This window comes from Pseudomonas fluorescens (genome assembly GCF_040448305.1).
Lineage (GTDB): Bacteria > Pseudomonadota > Gammaproteobacteria > Pseudomonadales > Pseudomonadaceae > Aquipseudomonas > Aquipseudomonas fluorescens_BH.
Genome location: NZ_CP148752.1, coordinates 2,311,551 through 2,330,971, shown reverse-complemented (window position 1 = coordinate 2,330,971; position 19,421 = coordinate 2,311,551). Strand labels below are relative to the sequence as shown.

The following is a 19,421-nucleotide window of genomic DNA, read 5'->3' as shown; positions in this document are numbered from 1 at the left end:
CGGCCGAGTGGATGTGTGTCTGAGACTATTTGAGTGAAGGTAGCCCTCGGAAAACAGGCGGCTTTCGGCCAAAAGCAGTCGGTGAACAGATTAGTGGCAATTCGGTAGCGTCGACCTGCTACGCTGAATCTTTGTCGCAGTTGAGCTTGCCGTCATCCATGTCACTTTTCTCTTTGGGTTATGCCGCGCTTGCTGCGACGCCCCTCCCAACTAGACAAGGGCTTACAGGACGACAAGGAACGTTATATAAAAAAGGAAAGTATCATGAACCCCATTCTCAAAATAATTACTTGTATGCTCGCCATAAGCATTATAAGCGGCTGTTCCTCTACGATACTGGAGAGTAAGCCATATAAAACATACTCAATTGGGAGCACCGTCACTGCGAGTGTTGGAATGCCATTCATCGAGGCTCAAACAGGAACGATTACAAAAGTCAAGCGCTGGGTCGGCGTGCTAAATTCGCCAGACGGATGGAAAGTTGATGACGTATACTCATCCGACTTCATAAAAAAAGAGCTTGTTTATTCTGGTAAATCCGGAAGTACAATTGAGATTGGTTACCGTGAGTACAGAAGCGGGCTTGCTGCGCCAGCATTTTTTCAGTCAGTAAAATACGACTTAAATGAGTCCAAAGTGATCGGATTTCAAAATTTTCAATTTAAGGTTGATTCGGCGGACAATTCATCAATTAGTGTTGTAATTATCCGGGATTGACGCGTTGCGCTCTTACAGAGGGTTCGTGCCGTTCGCTTTCCTCACTTGGGACGGGCTAAATCCTCCCCTTGACCTGAACGTTATGAATGTCTGTAAAGGGTCGGATAGCGACGGTCTAGCGTCGACCGTCGCGATGGGTGGTCAGACTTCCGTCTGTTCTGCCATTTCCAGGGCATCATCGACCTCGATTCCCAGGTGTCTGACGGTACTTTCAAGCTTCGTATGCCCAAGCAAGAGTTGAACTGCTCTCAAGTTCTGTGTTCTGCGATAGATCAGCGATGCCTTGGTTCTCCGTAGCGTGTGAGTACCGTACATGGTTGGGTCAAGGCCAATGGCTGCCACCCACGCTTTGACTATTCGAGCGTATTGTCTGGTGGATAGATGATCTGAGTCGTGCAATCGGGTTGGAAACAAGAAGTCCTCGCTGCGGAGGCGAGCCTGACGCATCCAAGCCTCCAGGACCGTTCGGGTTTGCTCAGTAATTTCAAATTGCACCGGGTGCTGGGTTTTCTGCTGCATCACGATGGCCCGTGACGACACATGTTTCCCCATGGGCTATGTCTCGTACTCGCAGCTTGGTTAAGTCACAAACACGCAGTTTGCTGTCGATGGCCAAGTTGAAGAGCGCCAAATCTCGTGTCTTCTCAGCAAGCTGAAGTCTTACCCGAATGGCCCAGATATCTCTGACTCGGAGCGGGGCTTTCTGCCCGACAAGCTTTCCTTTGTTCCAAGGCTGATGGCTGTATGTAGCGATACCGTTCATGGCTTGTCCTCCACATTGAGGGAGGACAAGGGTGGATCAGTCATAATGAGTGACGGTCGCTGTCCGGCCAGAAGCGGTCTCTCATTGTCTCTGCTAAACCAAGGTCAATTCATGAGTTACAAGCCCAGATAGTCAATCAAATGGGGAATACTCATCTCGTAATGCACAAAGGTACCGTCGATAAAGGTCTCTGGCGCCTCCCAAAGATCTACAGTCGCATCGGTTGCCTGCATCTTTAAATTCAGCGATTCCACTTGGCTATCGAAGCTGGGTATCAGGGCGAAGAACGCTTCAACGTCCCTTTTGGCAAGGGCGTTAATCACATCTCTGGAAACCCCGGAGATGTAGTATCCCCTTGGATTAAAGCAGGGGGTGCGCCGAGGTGGTGGAATCACTGCACGATCACTGTCATTGGTGAAAATACGGTAGTAGGCCACGCCAGATTCTTCGAACACATTATGGGAAAAAGCGGCGTCGGGATTGTCCCAAACATCACCGATGTACCCCAAAAAACCCAATGCTCTGATTACGTCTTCGTAGTAGTTGCGTAAAAACTGCGCCGTGTTGAACGGGCGGCCGTCATCTGGGAATTCGGGATCGACGTAACACAGTCGAGTCTGATTGCTAGATTTTTGGTCGCGAAATGATACGAGTGTTGTGAACGATTTTTGCGGAGCGGTTAATCCCGATTTTATCAGGTGTGCGGCGCCAAGTTCGCACTGTCCGACTCCCTTCCTGAGCTCTGTTTTTATTGATGTGGACTCCAGATTACCCTTGGCTTCGATGAGCCAATATCCGCGAGAGTTTTGACAGCCGACAAAGTCTGGTTTTGACAAGTTAGAGGTAATCCGCGGAACACCGGTGGTATCGCAAAAGTGATCGAAGTCGACCAATGCCGGCACTTTTAGGCAGTCCTGTGCGAACAGAAAGGACAGGCCTTGAGCGTATTCTCCTATAGTTGAAGTCTTGGAAAAGTCTCGCAGTCCATATTTCCCAAAAAATCGCTCATTGAGTCTTAAATTACGTTCAGCTCCCGTGGCGTGTGAAACCATATGTCGCTGTAGCGCTGAAATTTGTTCGAGAACGACGAACGGTAATACGAACCGCTTGAGCGGCTGGCAATGCTGCGTTTTAGCGATCGCGGTGGCCAAGCGAACCAAGCTAACTCTTAGTCCTCTGGGCTGGCATCTGATAGGATTTATTTTCGATTTGCTCAGAGCTAAAACGTCAGAGTTGGCATATTCATAGGTATCTAAAAAACAGTTCAACAGCAGCATGTATTGATGACCCTCTGTTGTTAATGAATCGCCCCGGGTTTCGTAGGCACATCAAAATGACCGCTGCTGGCCGAAAGCAGATCTACTCCAAGCAAAGAAACTGCCTCCCTCTCCCATTGACTCTCTACCAACTGAATCAGGCTGACATCACTGCACTGGGGTATCGAGCGTCAGAAGCAGCCTCCAACGCCCTACTACCGAATCCATTGGCCACCCCTAAACATCAGGCAAAGCACCTCGAAGCATTCCCCTCAATTCAGGATCAACCACATAAATAAAAACCCCCTTCTTGGCTCGGGTCATTAACACGTAGTAAATATTGCGAATTATCCGAGCAAATGTAGCTTTCTTCTCTTCCTGGGAACCGCTGTGGGTGTTCATGTATCGCTGAAGGCCCGGGTCTTGTTGGGCTGATCTGCGAGCGCATACGCGACCGTTTCTGTATACGAGGTCTTCTCCGATCACTACGCCCACGTAGTCGTATTCGAAGCCTTGGACTGTGTAAATTGCGCCTACTTCTTTGTGCAGGCCAGGGAAGCGGTTCCAGGTGGCGTAGGATGCTCGAGCATTCCAACGGGCTGTCCAGTCTCCAATTTCTATGTCGTGCCCGATTCCCGGTTTTTGTTCGGTAGCCCAGTACCAGCAGTAGCCTGCAACGATGCGGCAACTGGTGTTGTCTTGTGCTCGCACCGTCAGGAGTTCTGTCATTTGGTGTGGAGTGTCGACGACTTTGACTTCAAAGCTTTCTGTCGAGTCAAACCGGGTGATTTTGCCTGCGTTCAGGAAGTTGTCGACCCACTCAATGTAGGCGCCTGCATCCTGGCAACGCAGTTGTTTGACGAGTGATACCTCAAGAATATGCTGGCCAGCCTCTTCTGCTGCCTGCTGAATGTCGTGGCTGCGGCAATTTTCCTGCGGTTGAAGCCATTGGTTGTCATCTATAAAAAAGACGGTGAGCCTTTTATCTCTGACGATCTGAGGCAGCTCTCTTTTATTTAAGCGGTGCGCCTCGTCGACCATGTAGTACTCGGTCCTTCCGTGACCTCTGGCGTAGAAATCAAGTTGTCTGATGCACGCACCGATCGCAGCTGAGCGCGCGTAGTACAACGGTTGTTTGCCCCGCTCCATAAGGTGCCTGATCAGCAACATGGCCAGTACTGTTTTGCCAGTTCCAACGATGCCCTTGACGATGACGCAGGTGGGTTGTTCGACTTGGTCCAGAGTGGCTGCGATGTTTTTGAATGCCTGAATCTGCTCGGCCGTTGGCTTGAACAAGGCGCTGCAATTTAGTTTGTCGCTGAAGTTGGAGATGAAGGATCGAGAATATTTGATCTTTGGTGATACCAGGCGCTCAACGATTGGGCTTTCGGTCTGAAGCTGGCTCAATAGTAGGCTGGCGTCCTGGATGCCCTGGTTGCGTGTCAGTAAGTACGTTTCGCGCAGGCATCCGTCAAAGTGAGGTAGCCGAAGCAATTCGTCATCGCTCTCGGTGTATTCGTGCAAATAGGCCAGTGAGTGGAAGGTGGGAGTTTCGCCTCCGAAGTCCAGTTGATGCTCGAGCGCCGCGCGATAGACGTGAGCCTGTTCGCAAGGATGGTCAGTGGGGTACGGGGGGGTGGCGTCGACCGTCAGCCAGCCCATATCGAAAGTTTCGTTGAGGCGAATTCTTCCCTGGGACCATTGTTTTAGCTCAATCACAATGATGTGCATTTTACCCGAAGCATCCGCCCCAACCAGTACGCAATCAGCGCGTTTCTCGCCGAGAGGCATGAGGTATTCGATCAGAATATGCCCTGCGATTGGCAGTGTCTGAAGTAATGTCGCCAATTTAGGCAGCGAGTTGGCCCACGATGCTTTTTCCTGTGGGGAGACGCTTCCTTTGCCGTACGCCTCAGAGAAACGTAATTCCAGGTGGCAAGCGAAATCAGGGTGTGTGGCCTTCTCGCAAAATTCCTTGATGGTTAATTTTTCCAGTACTGCCCTGTCCATAGGCTAAAGAACCAACTCATATTTAAGTGCAAGGGCCTCCACGCTGGGCGCATTGGCTTGGGTGGCGGGCTGTTTGATACGTTGCCCCTGATATTGCTCATAAACAGTGCCAAACAACGTCTCGTGAAGCTCGATTCGGCCATCAGGGGTGATTTTCAATTGGCCAAGGTCAAAGAGTGTATGAATGTCAGCCCGCAGCAAAAGACCGTTTTGAACCGTGTTAGATTCTGTCCCCAGGTAAGGCGCGATGTGAGCGGCTTCGAGCACACTTTCCACATCACAATCAGTGATCACGCATTTGCTGTTATAGGCCGCCAACAACACTTTGCGGAACTTGGGTTGCCCCTGACGTCGCACAATTTCCTGGAGTACTTTTTTCCGGCCATCGACCATATCTCTGGGCGCAAAAGCGGCTGAGACGTCGGCCTCTTTCTCGGCCAGGCCAATCTCGCGTGCGATATGGCCCTGTGGGATATGCGCTTGGAAAACCTGCGCCACAAACGTTTCCAGGTTGCCAAAGTGCTTAACAAGGGCTTGGGTCTTGTCGTCCGAGATGCGAGTGAAACCTCGATAACCCTTGTTCAGATAATCGACTGCGGGAGCACTCAGTACGTCGACTGCAATGTTCTGCGGCGAGCTGAGCAGGTACATGTACTCCCAGGTTTTACCCTCGTCGTCATTGCCCCAGATGCGACTGGCTAGCGGCTTATTGTGGAGTTTGCCAATGACCGTGGACAGAAAGTGATACTGGTTGGCGTAAACCGTGAGTACCAAATCTCCGACCTGCATGGTCGTCCAGGTGCGCTGGTTAACAGGCCCTGGCACTGCGCCCCAGGCATAAAAACCTGTTTGATCCGGCATCAGCGATCGGTAGTACCCAGTTTGCTCCTGGCCCAACGCCTCCAGCATCCAGTCGAAAGACACTGGGTTCAGTATGGAGTCCGTCAAATGAACGCGCGCTTTCTTATCACCAGCAGTGAAGATAAATATTTGGCGCATCGGTCAGTAATCTGAGTACTTGTCGGACTTGCCTTTCACCACACCAGCCGGGTACTTGGCATCGTTCAGCTTGAGTTTTTCTTGGGCCGCTTTAAGTGGGTCAATACCCGTGACTGAACAGAAACGCATCAAGTAGATAAATACGTCGGCCACTTCATGGGCGACAGCTTCTTTTTTGCTCTCCGACAGTGAGGCGTAGTCTTCATTGCCCACTTGCCACTGGAAGATCTCCATCAGTTCAGACGCTTCCACACTCATGGCCATGCTGAGATTTTTGGGGGTATGAAACTGGCCCCAGTCTCTGACTTCGGAAAATCGATCAATCTCAAGACGTAGCGATGCCAGTTGATCTGCCGGGGGGATGGAGCTACTCATGGGCGGGTCCTATGACTCAAACCTGCTGCGCTGCTCATCACAACCAACAGGCTTGAAGCGGGAATGGGGCAAGCTAGAGCTATTACAGACGGATTGAATGCCAGCTCGATGGATGGTCAAACGATATCTCGTTGCCATCACCCCGTCCATCGTGTGCCGTTGAGATTGTCCGTCGGGGTTCCTGTTAGGGTTCGCACCAGAGTGAATCGCCCCTGATTGAGAAGAATCCTCAGACTGACTGACTCATGTAAATGCCTCCCAGTTCAAGGCGCCTCTTATCAGATGGTAGTAATGCAAGGATTTACCCAGAAATGCCACCGCTGCGAGCACAGTCATGACTGGGATGAGGTTCATGAATATCGAGACTTCTGACGCACCTAGGTGAGCTACAGCGGTCATCCAAGCAATAGGTGCGATCACTGAATCGGCTATAGCCGCTTAGAGAAGGACTACACTCAAGCCTTTGGCGGCGCTCAGCATCGACGGTGAACTAATCACGTCGGACCACAACTTCAAGCGGCACCTCACCACTGGCGGCTTATGAAACTCGTACTCTCCCGCAAAGGTTTCGACTCCTCCGCCGGCGGAGTCCCTAGCCCGCTACTGGAGGGACGACCAATCTCGCTCCCCATCCCCACACGTATGCCGACGCCCATCACCTTCGGCGACCTGAGCGAACCGATCCCGACACTTATCGAACAGCTCACCCGAGGCCGATACACGAGAGCAACTCCTTGCCACCTCGATCCAGATCTTGATCCCCGCGTGCGCCCTCGCGCCCCTGGATGGCGCGGCGCGCTCGGTCAACTTGCCGCAGCTCAGAGTCATCTCGCCGGGCAAGGTGTCGGCGTTGGCGATTTGTTCCTCTTCTGGGGCCTGTTCCGGCCGGTGACGCAAATCCAAGGCCGCTGGTCATACGAGGGGCAACGCGAACATCGCGTATTTGGGTGGCTGCAAATCGGGGAGGTCTTCTCTCTGGGGGTCGATGGAACGCACGCGGCTGAGCGCTACCCTTGGCTCGAAGAACACCCGCACACCAGGGCCGGCTGGAAGGAAAACAACACGCTTTACATTGCCGCCGACCGTCTGATGCTGGACGGGCGCATAGCCCAGCGGCCGGGCTTCGGCCTGTTCAAGACGGGCTTTCGACTGACCGAGAGTCATGCGCCGCGTCCGTCCATTTGGTCGGTACCTGACTGGTTGAACCTGGCACGCGGCGGAGTCGGCCTGACCTATCACCCATCGCAGCGCTGGGCGTCGTCCGGGACTCTGGAGGCCGCCGCACGTGGTCAGGAATTCGTCGCAGACATCACGAATCGTGCCGATGCGCTCGCGTGGCTCGATCAGCTCTTTGCGCAGGAGGCATGTTGATGCGAGTCCACACGTATGTGATCGCAACGGACGCGGGCTCCGCGCCAAACTACGATCCGCCGGCCGTTACGCTGGCTGTCTGTAAGCCGCGCATCCGCAAGAAGGCAAAGGTCGGCGAGATCGTGCTCGCATTTGCAGGTTCGGAAGTGAATCCCACCTCCCGCCACAGCGTTGTCTGGGCCGGCATCGTCTCTGAGGTACTGACCTTCACCGAATACTGGAGCGACCGCCGTTTCGCCTCAAAGAAACCTGACCGTACCGACGTACCGGACAATTTCTATAAGCCTACCGGTAACGGCGGCTTCGCCTGGCAATCCAATCCCGTTCACGGGCCTGAGGCCCAAGTTCGCGACACCGGCGGGCTGAACGTCCTCGTGTTCGATCATGCTTGGCGCTTCGGTGCCTTCGGTCCCCTTCTACCGGAGGACTTTGGTCTGCGTATGATCAACATCCGGCGCGGGGAGAGGGTTGCCGATCTCACCGACTCCGTGTGGCAGCGCCTCGAAACCTGGCTGAATGCCCAGCCGCAAATCTCCATTGAGGTTGCCTGTAACCGCAAGTCGAGTCGCGGTTACAGGGCCTGCGCGCTGTCGGTCTCACCGCAGCCAGTCCCCCCAACACGACGGCGATGCTGACAGGCGGCAGCATCTACAGGGAGTTCTCTTTGAGCTAAAGGGCAGTAATCCACGCCCAACGTGCGGACGCGCATGGTCTCTACTGGGTGTCGCGGCAGGATGACACCGCAGTCGCCAACGTGCAGTTTGGCGACAGGGGTTCCAGCGGGGACAATAATTCCGCAAGGAGATGAACGCGACCTGCTCGACGATGAAGCGGCTACACGGACCTCATTTCGCTAGCGGAAAAATCGGCGTGCTCATAGTCCCTAGTGAGTAACTGAAGACATTTCTATTATGGGGAGTTGTGGTCGGTAGTGCCTAAACCGAAATGGATGCAGTGAACTACGGCACCGCGGTGCTGGGCCTGATCAACAGCGAACTACCCAACATGGCATCACCGGCATTGCATGAAAAGCAGCCGCAGGGATTGCCGGTGTAGTTCCTCGCCAAACAAGCCGCAGATCTCAGGCTTTCAACTCAGGGCCCACGACGCTAACGTATCGCACCGTGTTCATGGAGCTCCACCGTATGCAGTACCTCAACCTAGACCGACGCTTTGTTCAACGAACGAAGTACGACCAGGAGGAACTGCTCAAGGCAGAAATCCGCGATCGGAAGTTGTCGTGGGATGACGTTCTGGCGAAACGCTTTGCAATTGTCGTCGCGCCGGCCAACTTCGGTAAGACCACTGAGCTCAAAGAACTGGCGAACCGTGAACGGCAGACGGGGAAACATGCTGTTTTCGTGGAGCTGCGCAAGGTGCTCGACCGCAATAGCCTTGAAGAGGCGCTGCATCCGTCGGAGGTTACTGCCTTCGAGACCTGGCAGCAGGTCTCAAGCGCACCCATTACCTTGCTCATAGACTCATTGGATGAGGCCTCTCCCACCCAACGCCAGGACTTAAATCACGCGCTGAGGAAGGTGCGCCAGGCGTTCAACTGGCCAAACAGCAACGCTCGCTGGTTAATTTCGACTCGCCCTGCCGTGCTTTCACTCGATGTCATGGGCCAGTTGTCTACTATTCTCGGAGTCCCCATCGAGGTCACTGGTACGGAGGATGACGACTTAACGGGGCTCCTCGATGAACATGCAGAGCGAGCAACAATAAATAGATCAACCACCCAGGAGCCCTTGGTAATTTTTTCCATGGCCCCGCTCACCTCCAGGCAAGCCGTCACCTACCTGCAGAGTAAACATTCGGTTAGCGCTGCGCCCACACTCCTTGAAGTGGCGCGAAAGCGGGGGCTGCCTGGGTTCACAGAAAGCCCGGGCGGGCTTGACGTGATTGCCCACCTCGATCTGGTGAGTCGACCACCGGAGAGCCTGACGGATGTATTCAGGCGTGTGGTGCAGGCTGTCGAAAATCAGCAAAGCGGCGATCATCGGCTGACTGATGCCGGGCCACCCTCAGCGCAAGTGGAAGTCGTACGCAGAATCGCAGCCGCTTCACTCGTGTGCCAGCTTCAAAACGTCGAGATGCCTTTGGGCCAACTGACCGCTGACGAGACAGTCCTGTCGGCGAAACTGATAGCAGGTTCGCTCCTTCAAGAATCGGCCTTAACGCAACTTCTGAACTCGCAGCTTTTCATTGATGCCGGACATCACCAGGTCAAACCCTATCCTGAGGAACTGATTCCGTTTCTAGCAGCGCAGCACTTTGCTTCTCTCGTTCATTCGCCAGAGGATGCCAAACGCCTTGTCAATGCGTTTTCCTGGCATGCCCCCACCGGCGAACAGGGCGTACACCGTCGATTGCTGGCAATGTTGGGATGGCTCGCAACCTTGAGCAATTACTGCCGCACCGAGCTATTGCAGCAGGACCCGCAAGTGGTCGCCTTTTTCGGAGACCTGCGAAACAGTGACATCCCGAGAAGCGATGCGCACGAGGCGATCAGACGAAGCATTCATTCCGTGTCCACACAAGGTGATCGAATTGGTCGCAATTTCTTCCGACTCACTCCCGAGAATTACTGGCAAGTAGGGGCCGACAGCAATTTACCGTTGATCAGCGAGTTGTTCGAGCACTATGGTTCAAACCTTCGCGTACGGAGTGCTCTGCTCGACATTGCGACTCACAGCCAGTCTGACATTCTCCGCCAACAGGTTTTAAAGGCTTGCCAGGGCGACTACGCCCTACTCCTGCAACAGAGAATGGACCTCTATTATCTACTGGGCCTTGGTGTCGACGAGGACCTAACGGGCCTGGCCGAGGCGCTGACAACCCAACGTGACCTCAATGAAGAGCGGGTCTCGATTTCAATTACCCATCTTGCCTGGACGCATCTCAAAGTCTCGCAGATCGTTACCTTGATCGAATGGCAGTTCAGTGGAAGTCAAGGGGGCTATCGCATTGCCTCCACCATCAGCGGACCTGTTTTCGACGCTGCAAACGACTTACAGGCATACCGGCTGACGCGGTCCCTTGTAATCCGACTCGCCCGAATCGGTCGTACACCCGGGCGCAAAACGCCTGTCTATGTCGACATACCAAACCGGAAGCTAGATCTGGTTATTGATGTCCTGGCCTCGCTAATAACAAGGTCCGCGACAGTCTATGAATCACGTGTAGCGCTATTGTGTCTCATCATACGACGCTTCTTCCGCAATACTTTTTGCGGGTCGACCGACCTGTCTAGGATGCGCAAGGCATTACAGAAAAACAGCCCTCTGCGCCTAGCAGTGCTACGGAAAATTCTCACGTTGGAGCCTGATGACGATCAGCTCCGCGGCGCCCTCTTCGGTCTTGGCCGGATCTGTACCCCCACCCTCGAGGACGCTACAACGCTCGAATCAGACCGATTGCGCGAAACGATTCAAACTGTTGAGGCAACAAATTCAACGGCCATGCTGTCGCGCCCCCCTGCCAAAATCAAACGGCAGAGCCGGTTGGGCATTGACAAGCCCACACTGGCGAACCTGCACAAAGAAATTGAACAAATACGCGACGGTTCCGCTCGGCATTCTATTGCTTTGCTTGCTGGGTGGCTGCTTCAGGACCATTCAACGTCCCGCTATGGCGAGGTCAGCTTCGATCCCGTGAGAGAAGCCGGCGGGGCTGATCTGGCCGAAGCGTTCAAAGCTGGTGTGACCAGACTTTGGCGAGAGCAACTACCAATGTTCAAGGAGGATGAACCTCGTTCGTTTTACCACATCACCGCTGCCGGTTTGCAGGGGCTGCACCACGAGCTCCGCGATGGCTCCAGTTTGCCCGCCATGTCGACTGCCGAAGTAATACAGGCCATTCAATACGCGGTCTTTGAGATCAACGGCTACCCACATTGGTTCTGGCCATTGGTTGAAGCACACCAGGACGTGGCGATCTCCGAGTTCCAACAACTGGTTGGCCGGGCGGGTATGGGGGCCGTTTCCTACGAGCATGCAGAGGAGTTGCTCATTTCCCTAAATGAGACACCGGAACGTATTCGAAGGGAATTGGCACCTGCCGCTTGGACCTTTTTGACTACACATCCGGTGAACCGTAACCACACTGTAGAGTCGATTCTCAGGCAGGTAACCAATGTGTCCGGCACCACAACTCAAAATCAGTTCGAAACGCAGGCGTGGGACCGCATACAAGCGGCCTTTGGCTCTGGCGCACTCGAAGGCTCTGCTGATGCTGAGTTCACAAACGACTTCCTAGAACCCCAGCAGCGTAGTGCCGCTTGGGGCGCCTACTGGCTGATCGGCTACCCAGATTCATTCACATACCATCTTGAGCAGTGGCTCACTGAGGACAAATCTCAAGCCCAGGCATTTGTGCTCGAGTTGGCGGCATACTTCGGTCAGGATTTTGGCTCGAAATTGATTGGGCTAGCTAAAACGAGCGACCATGGGGTCGACGCTCTCGCAGCACTTTACAAATGCACCCTTGAGGTCGTCCCGCCTGAGGACGACGCGCCCCGTCCTAGTGGTGTTGTGTACACACCTGGACGTCGGGACCATGCTCAGCAGTTACGCGATGCGCTCATCCCCGCAATTGCTGCAGCCGAATCGACCAGAGCATATGAAGTCCTTGATGCCATCCGAAAAGGCGCAGCTAGCAACCATGCACAGTACTTGAGCAGCGTACTGTTCGACATGCAAGAAGCGCGGTTCACTCGACCACCACTCGCACAACGGGATTTTGACCAGTTTGATCGCGATTTTAAGCCGGCGGTAAACGGCACACTCTCGCTGGCTCTGGCCGTTCAGGAGGATCTGCTTGCCGTGAAGTACAGCATTGAGAAAGGCGAATTCAGCCTGCGCCGCTTCTTCAGTGCCATCAAGTTTTCGCGAATCGATACAGACAAGGAAGGCCTGGCGCTGGAAGCCGACTTCCAAGCCCTGCTTGGGAGCGAAATGAACCACCTTGCGGGGTCACGCTACACGGTCACGCGTGAGCCGGAGACTGCAGAAGCCACCAGACGGGACGTGTTATGCCGGAAAGGGACTGACTACGCTTCTATTGAACTCAAAATGTCCATGCGCTGGACCGTATCCCAGTATTTGGAATCACTGGAATATCAGCTGGTGGGTCAGTACATGCGAAACCGCAATGCGACCACGGGGTTCTTGGTCATTGTTCTGCAGAAGGACAAAACCTGGAAGGACCCAACTTCCAAAAAGCGCATTAAATTCAGCAGACTGCTTGAGCTGCTGCAAGCCAAGGCCATTGAATTGGAAAGACAGAATCGTAGGCACTTTATTCGAGTGATTGGGATCGACGCAACGCCCCCGAAAAGCTTTCGAGACGCCTGAGGGCACCAGCGCCGACTAAGGGTTCGTGGCTGCCCATTCCATTGAGGCCAACCTCCTACCCGGGGTGTTAGCGATCGAGTGAAAAGCGCCAGCGCCCTAGTGCAGCTTAGCGCTCTTCTCTTCCTCTGCCCCGGCTTGCTCAATCAATCTGTTCAGGAAGGCGAGATGTGCGTCGCAGTCGATCTCCACAAAGGTTTCATTAGCCTCAATAGCAAGAAACTTCTGGGCGAACTCTTCGCTGTACTCACCCCCATCGTCTGCCAACTCGGCATCTGCGGCCGAGCGAAACACCCACGCTCCATCCCGCTCGTGGGCAGCCAGACTACCCTGCTCCTGTAAGGTGCACAGTGCCTCAAGGAACTCCTCCTATGCGGGCGACCGGTACGCTAGGCTGGCGCGCGCCCAAAGACTTTGAAGCTCAACACCGTCTGGCTCTTGGCTAACGGTGGCCAGAATCGACTGGGCCAGGGATTTCTTGTCTTCCATCAGCACTCCTTCCTAAAATTGAGTAGCGCCCCATGCCTGCGGGGAGGAGTTTCCTGTCCACTCAGCTTGCTACCTACAGCGTGGCCGAGCCGTCGACGCGCACCGTGGCGAGAAGCCAGCCGGATGCCACCAAGGAACAGGTGCGCTGTGAGAGAATAAGTAGATTGTCCGCGCTGCCAGGGATAGGTAATGAGTCTCTTTGAACGTCTGTTCACATTCAGTCAAAACGATACCCGCTCCCCCTTTGAGGACTTCCTCACTGAGGTGCTAGCCGAATGGCTGCGCCAGGTCACCCTGTCCGGTTCTCTCGCAGATGTGCTGACCGGCATGTTCAAAATGCGTCCGGATCAGCTTTGCAACGCAGCCGACCTCAACGCAATTACTTGGGAAACTCAGCACATCGTTGGCCCGGGACACCGCGCAACCGGGAAACGTCCAGATCTCATCGGACGCGGCCCTGATTTCTTTCTGATCATCGAGAACAAAATCTCGGCGGGCTTCACTCAGCACGAAGACCACTTGGGCGAGTTGGAGCAGCTCCCTCTTTACGAGTCCTACTGGGAGGAGCGGAGTGAGAGCCATGGCGGCACTTTATTGCTCACACACACCACGTTGCCCCCCAAAGGCTGGGCCCACCGCACGGTTTACTGGCGGGATCTAGAACAGCATCTGCGCGCATTTTCAGGCTCCAGTCCTAGTTCAAGAACCTCGGCCCTAGATTACCTCACCCGGCAACTGACCTTATTCCTTGGAGAAAATGGCATGAATGGAACCCGCATTGCTTTGGAAGACATCACAGCCTTCCCCGCCTACCAACGGCTCACACAAGGTCTAACCGGACTCGGCAAAATCGCCGAAAACCACCTGAAGCTGGCGCTCCAAAATGTGGACTTATCCGAACTCAAAGCCCCACGCGGTGGTGCCAGCGGTGACTTCATCGCACCGTCCTTCTTTGGCTGGACGTTATCCAATGGCGGCTTCAAGACCCATGACGCCTGCCTGGTACTATGGAGTGGAACCGTCGCTGGCGAGATGTACCACTACATCAAACCCGCTACCGCGGGCATCCCGGAACTCTCTGTCGGTATCGGCCTGTGGTGTGATCCGATTACTGATGACGATCGGGCCCACTTGGATGCGATTGTCCGCCAACTGAATCTCATGCCGGCAGTTCAGTGGGACCTGTGCATCTATCCCCGAAATGACGAAGGCCCAGTCATCCTAATATCCGCCCGGCGCTCGCTAATCGATGCGCATGTTCAATCTGCAGGCGGCGACTTGGACGACATCGCAGGGGAGTTTTACCAAGTGCACTGCGCGGCGTTGCTCCATGTGCTGACCATGCCAATGCCCAACAGTGACAAAAGTGTCGAGCAGTACCTGTACCATCTGACCTATGCGGAATGACCGTCTTTTCTACATCGAGGAACCGGGCCGGCGGCGCTGGCTGGCCCATTGGACTCAGAGAGCGACTACTGGCACCTTCTGGCACCATTTGATTGAGCGCAGAGCCTCCTCGGTAGGGACATGAAGAGATTGCCTAGCAAAAATGATGACGGCTGATCGTCTTCTGTGCCCAGGTTACGTAACTCAATGGTTGTGTTCGGTCTCCCCTGCTGCTTGATTTCGACCATCAACCCATGCGGCTGTAACAGGTAGCCGGTCAACCCACACCGCAATGGCGGCTAGTGCGAGAAACATGAGACAACAGAGCATAGGTATCGACTACGCGACCGAATACCTAGTTTTGAAATATTACGTTTTCGTACTGAGTACTTATCGGCTACCCGACTGATTATTCGCTTGCTATTTATTAGTTTGCTTAAACGAGTAGATATAGTAGCACTGATAGCAATAAACTCTCTCAAAAGCGATAATCAAATAAAACCACCAACACATTGATTCAATTACAAATTACCTAAAAGCACGCGAACAGATCCGCGAAGATCTTGCTTGACAAACAAGTCACCAAGTCACCAAAGAACACTTAGCGACTTAATTTTTGATGGCTTTCGATACGAGCTATTTTCACTTAGAGTGATTTTCGCTTTTTTAGCCTTCTTTTTAATATAAATAAATAATTATTAAATATTTATATATGGATAAGAAAGAATAGCCAGAAGTAGCGGCACAAGATTCAGCCCTGCGAATGCAACTGAGTCCTTCTTGCCGGCCCCCTGCAGGCAATCGGAGCCTTGGGAGGTTGTTGGCGCGGGGAAAACCGGCTGTTTCACCCTGAATCGCCCAGCGATCAGAGTGGTGTCACGTCGAAGATGTGGTGATCCCTGACAGTCACGAGTTCCAACCGACAGCATGTACCAATCGGCCCAAAGAATTTATTCGCATTGATACCATCAAGCTTGCTTCCATCGGAATATACGAAGTCTTGAACAACCTGGTTCCAAATCAGATCCTCAAATACCTGCTTGTTCTCCTTCAGCCACTTCATGAACTGAATGGTCATCGGGGAGTTTCTTGTGGGGCGACTCGTGCCATTAGAGCTTGGCCGGTGAGCAATAGGCTTGAACGCCCTTATTGAGCTCACGTCAAACTCCATGGGGACCGTGCACATTTTTCTATCGCCATCCCATAACTGAACTGCCAGGTTGGCGCTCGCCGTCGGCAATTCTTCAAGGACTCGTGGGACAGCTGAGAGTGCAACCTTGAGAGAAGGAAACGCCGGAAGCACGTGATTGCCTAAGTTGACAGCTCTGCCGATTTTCGTGATGCGAGTCTTTGCAACTCGCGCCCAGCCAAACACGCCTGTCGGCAGTACGCAAAGATAACGCCGCCCAGGGCGAACACCCATAATCCTTTTCTGATAGACGAACAGTTCTGTACCTTCTACATTGACAAGCGTATCCCCCAAGTCCCACTGGTCAAGACCACCCCCTTTGTTGATTTTCAGGGTTGGGCTGAGGTTGATGTCATCTTGCCAAACCTTCCCATGCTTCACTGTTGCTGACCTGGGGGCGTTTCCGACTGAATTCCTCACTCGGATTCCAATTTTGCGCAGCGCACTCTGACGTTTCGCTTCTGCTTTCTGCTGGGCTTTCAGCGGGCGCTCAAGCTCGTTGGCCTCAATTTCGTGCTGGCGATGGTCACAGGCATCACTGAAATCACGATAGGCTTTCCTGAGGTCAGGCAGCGCCTTGATCATGTCCTTGACCATTTCGGGCGAGATCTTCTTGGCCTCGCTGAGCCAGGGCTCAACGAGGGCTCGCACCGTTTCCTGGTCTTTTTCACCCAAGATGCACCCGCTTAACTCTCGGTTCAGCTTGCTGCCTCGATTGGTCAGGTTCTGACTGCCAAGCGTGGCGAAACTGTCTCCATCCATTACGACCTTGGCATGAAGGTTCCTCAGGTGGAACACCTGATATCCTTCTTGAACTAATTTGGCGATTGATTCAATTTCCGATGACCCCGAGGCGAAAACGCTGGCGTCAAACAACGTGTATATCCGCGAATCTAGCCTTCCCTTAACCAAGGAAAATGCTTTATCCCCTGTGATGTAGGGGGAGAGGATGATGAGTGGAGTCTTTGACTTCCGGCAATTGCTCCGCCACAGAGGGGCGATGTCGGTCCTAAACTGCATGCATTCGTACCTTCGAGGGCTCCCGAACATACGACTAGACTGGCTGGTTTTGGAGAAGAGCGCCAGTGTGATCAGTGGCTATGCAGTACGCACACTGGAGGTTCCGTCACTGACTGCAAACCAGCCCCTAGACCCCAGCAATACCTGAAAACGACTGCCATCCCATTTTCCGTGAACACAACACCGGGCCTGCTGGTATGCTTCCTAAGAGGCCCGAAACGCCTCGAGCGATTACCGGCTTCGCTCTATGTCCTGTTCCGAGGTGGCGGCCCGCAAATACGCTCGGACCAGTGTAGTGCGGGTGGGCACAAGGCCTCCAATAATATGGGGAGACGCTTGTACATGACGGAAAAACCCGATTTGACACCTTCATAGTTCTAGCGTACATGGGTCGCCTGTCCGGGCCTGGGATGCGGTTCGGTAAAGGGCCAGTTCACGGTAAACCGTGGCCTGCCCGACGCCAAGCTGCTTGGCAATCTCGACCTTAGTCACGCCCTCGCCCGCCAAGCGCAGTATGGCCGCGCGTTTTTCTTCGTGGATTGGCTTACGCCCCTTGTACTTGCCGGCCTTCTGCGCTTTGTCGATCCCCTCGCGCTGCCGCTCCAGCATCATTTCCCGCTCAAACTGGGCAATCCCACCCAACACGGTCAGGATTAACTTGCCGGTGGGCGTGCTGGTATCCAATCCCAGATTGAGAATCTTGACCTCAACCTTCTTCAGCTCCAATCGGTGCAGTGTCTGCAGCAGGTCGGTGATCGAGCGGGCCAGCCGGTCGAGCTTAGTGACCACAAAGGTATCCCCCACACGGGCAAACTCAATGGCCGCTTCCAGCTGGACGCGCTGGGCCACGGACGACACCTGCTCTTTAAATATTTTTTCACAGCCACATCGTTCCAATTCGCGCAACTGGGACTCAAAGCCAGCCTCTTGTTCGATCGTTGAAGTACGTGCATAGCCTATATCCATGGGTTTTCTCCCACATATGTTTAAGGCTCTGTGATAGCGCACCTCCCAAATAAGTTAACCCTCTTATATGAGAGGTTTAGGTAGGGTTTCGTCTGCTATCACGGGGGCCGGCTCTATTTGGAAAATTGCATAGCGTAATTTGTCCCACTGGTGGGTTCTCGCTAATGCTTAGACGATCAGCTCGCCTAGGCTGGCGCGTTCCTTCGCGGCCGTTTTCACCAGTAACCGTGCCTCGATGGACGCAACACGCGAACGGGTCGTATCTGCTGCTACCCAGAGCGCGGCGCTGTTAATTTTTTCGTGAGCGAACCATTTAATGCAGTCCTTGCTTAGGCAATCCGGATTGCTGTCCCAGGCACTAATAAGAGCGCCCCCGGAACCCTCCCCTCGATATGACTGGCACATCACACAAAAAGCCACTACCCCAACATCTAAGCACAGTTAAAAATATCAAGAAATATATAATGCAGCACCAACTAGATTATTTAGAAATACATTGAAAATGTTAATCGATATATGTAATAAAAAGTATTAACGCACCATCAAACACCCCACCCACGACTTTTTACTACTGTTTTTTTCAAACCTGGAAGTACAGACCAACCCACCACTTCCAGCCAATAAAAAATCCCAACGGTACACAGTACAATTTTCAATAAAAAACACTACAAAAAAATGAAAAAAACATGCCGGCCACCAGCAACCACAAGAGCACATCAAGACCCAACAACAAAATATTTATCTATAATAATCAATATATTAAGAAAATAAAACGCTCTACAACACACTAAAAATCGGTACCTGAACTATGATAAAAGAGCGTTAATCCACACACCGAATAATAATAAATTGGGGCCATTAACATGAATACTAATAACAAGGTCTCTACCGAACCAAGCTGGAATGCTAATGGCATGGTGATTAAAGCAATAAAACCCGACTGCCTAGCCTTCGAGAATTTGACGAAAGATCCTGCAACGCGGGGCACCCAATGCCAGGAATCTACCCTGATCTACGACTCCTTGGCATTGCGTTACAACAAGGCCGAACCGGGTGATCTGCTAATGGTAGAGCTGCCGAACAAGCCGAGTACCAGCAACTTACGCAAAACCATCGAGAATCGCGGGATGAAGGAAGGCGACTACCGCTTGTTCCGTCCGATGCGTGACGAACGCGGCAATCCCTTCCCAAAAAACATGCGTCCTTTGGTTTTGCAGCGCATCACCGACAAAATGATGCGGACCGTACAGCCTCACCAGGCTATCGCTGCGAGGATGGCCGAAGAAGCCGAAAAACGAGGGGCTTCATACAACTTCGCGCAAGGTGAAAATCCAGTAAAACCGGGCCCTGCAGAGGAGATTTCGGCAGGAATTCAAGACATGGTTAATACTTGAGAACGTAAGGATTGATTGCGGGTGACCGTCCCAACTGAGAGGACGGCACTCAAGTTTGATGCTCGGCTTGTCCGGCAATTTTGCCTCTTCACTTCGGTACTAGAGACGGAGCCCCTTGGTTTTCAAGGGTGCGAC

Annotated in this window: 14 protein-coding genes and 1 pseudogene; 6 read left to right on the top strand and 9 right to left on the bottom strand. The window is 53.3% G+C overall.

Annotated elements, in window-relative coordinates; genetic code table 11:
* Positions 1-264: 264 nt before the first annotated feature.
* A complete protein-coding gene (locus WHX55_RS10655; protein WP_081015034.1) occupies positions 265-717 on the top strand; it encodes a hypothetical protein in 453 nt (150 codons plus the stop codon).
* A 141-nt stretch (positions 718-858) separates the two neighbouring features.
* Here WHX55_RS10655 and WHX55_RS10650 read toward each other — a convergent pair.
* The 6 genes and pseudogenes from WHX55_RS10650 to WHX55_RS10625 form a co-directional block, all read right to left on the bottom strand.
* A pseudogene (locus WHX55_RS10650) lies at positions 859-1,480 on the bottom strand (tyrosine-type recombinase/integrase).
* 116 nt (positions 1,481-1,596) lie between these two features.
* Complete coding sequence (locus WHX55_RS10645; protein ID WP_353742544.1) at positions 1,597-2,757, bottom strand: hypothetical protein; 1,161 nt, start codon at positions 2,755-2,757, stop codon at positions 1,597-1,599.
* Between the two features lie 216 nt (positions 2,758-2,973).
* A complete protein-coding gene (locus WHX55_RS10640) occupies positions 2,974-4,746 on the bottom strand; it encodes a DNA/RNA helicase domain-containing protein (protein WP_150752427.1) in 1,773 nt (590 codons plus the stop codon).
* Positions 4,747-4,749: 3 nt separating this feature from the next.
* Positions 4,750-5,745 carry an HNH endonuclease gene (locus WHX55_RS10635; protein WP_224794409.1) on the bottom strand — a complete coding sequence of 332 codons (996 nt, stop codon included), beginning with the start codon at positions 5,743-5,745 and terminating at the stop codon, positions 4,750-4,752.
* Between the two features lie 3 nt (positions 5,746-5,748).
* Positions 5,749-6,120 carry a nucleotide pyrophosphohydrolase gene (locus WHX55_RS10630; RefSeq protein ID WP_150752428.1) on the bottom strand — a complete coding sequence of 124 codons (372 nt, stop codon included), beginning with the start codon at positions 6,118-6,120 and terminating at the stop codon, positions 5,749-5,751.
* A gap of 243 nt (positions 6,121-6,363) precedes the next feature.
* Positions 6,364-6,519, bottom strand: coding sequence for an EamA family transporter (locus WHX55_RS10625; protein ID WP_150752699.1), 156 nt, complete (start codon positions 6,517-6,519; stop codon positions 6,364-6,366).
* 141 nt (positions 6,520-6,660) lie between these two features.
* Here WHX55_RS10625 and WHX55_RS10620 point away from each other — a divergent pair, with 141 nt between their 5' ends.
* From WHX55_RS10620 to WHX55_RS10610, 3 genes are all read left to right on the top strand, one after another.
* The gene (locus WHX55_RS10620; RefSeq protein WP_150752429.1) at positions 6,661-7,491 is read left to right on the top strand and encodes a hypothetical protein; all 831 of its coding nucleotides are present in this window, start codon (positions 6,661-6,663) and stop codon (positions 7,489-7,491) included.
* A complete protein-coding gene (locus WHX55_RS10615) occupies positions 7,491-8,126 on the top strand; it encodes a hypothetical protein (protein WP_150752430.1) in 636 nt (211 codons plus the stop codon). The genes WHX55_RS10620 and WHX55_RS10615 overlap by 1 nt, the downstream gene beginning before the upstream one ends.
* A gap of 510 nt (positions 8,127-8,636) precedes the next feature.
* Positions 8,637-12,845, top strand: a complete 4,209-nt coding sequence (locus WHX55_RS10610; protein WP_150752431.1) for a hypothetical protein — start codon at positions 8,637-8,639, stop codon at positions 12,843-12,845.
* 96 nt (positions 12,846-12,941) lie between these two features.
* On the opposite strand, the gene WHX55_RS10605 is transcribed toward WHX55_RS10610, so the two are convergent.
* Positions 12,942-13,136 (bottom strand): hypothetical protein, encoded by a 195-nt coding sequence (locus tag WHX55_RS10605; RefSeq protein WP_150752432.1) that lies wholly within the window; start codon positions 13,134-13,136, stop codon positions 12,942-12,944.
* A 384-nt stretch (positions 13,137-13,520) separates the two neighbouring features.
* On the opposite strand from WHX55_RS10605, the gene WHX55_RS10600 reads away from it, so the two are divergent.
* A complete protein-coding gene (locus tag WHX55_RS10600; RefSeq protein WP_150752433.1) occupies positions 13,521-14,738 on the top strand; it encodes a hypothetical protein in 1,218 nt (405 codons plus the stop codon).
* A gap of 844 nt (positions 14,739-15,582) precedes the next feature.
* Here the strand turns inward: WHX55_RS10600 and WHX55_RS10595 are convergent.
* Entirely contained in the window at positions 15,583-16,782 is a 1,200-nt protein-coding gene (locus WHX55_RS10595) for a phosphatidylserine/phosphatidylglycerophosphate/cardiolipin synthase family protein (protein ID WP_150752434.1), read from the bottom strand.
* A 513-nt stretch (positions 16,783-17,295) separates the two neighbouring features.
* A complete protein-coding gene (locus tag WHX55_RS10590) occupies positions 17,296-17,892 on the bottom strand; it encodes a recombinase family protein (RefSeq protein ID WP_150752435.1) in 597 nt (198 codons plus the stop codon).
* A gap of 863 nt (positions 17,893-18,755) precedes the next feature.
* Here WHX55_RS10590 and WHX55_RS10585 point away from each other — a divergent pair.
* Positions 18,756-19,286, top strand: a complete 531-nt coding sequence (locus tag WHX55_RS10585) for a hypothetical protein (RefSeq protein WP_353742543.1) — start codon at positions 18,756-18,758, stop codon at positions 19,284-19,286.
* Positions 19,287-19,421: the final 135 nt, after the last annotated feature.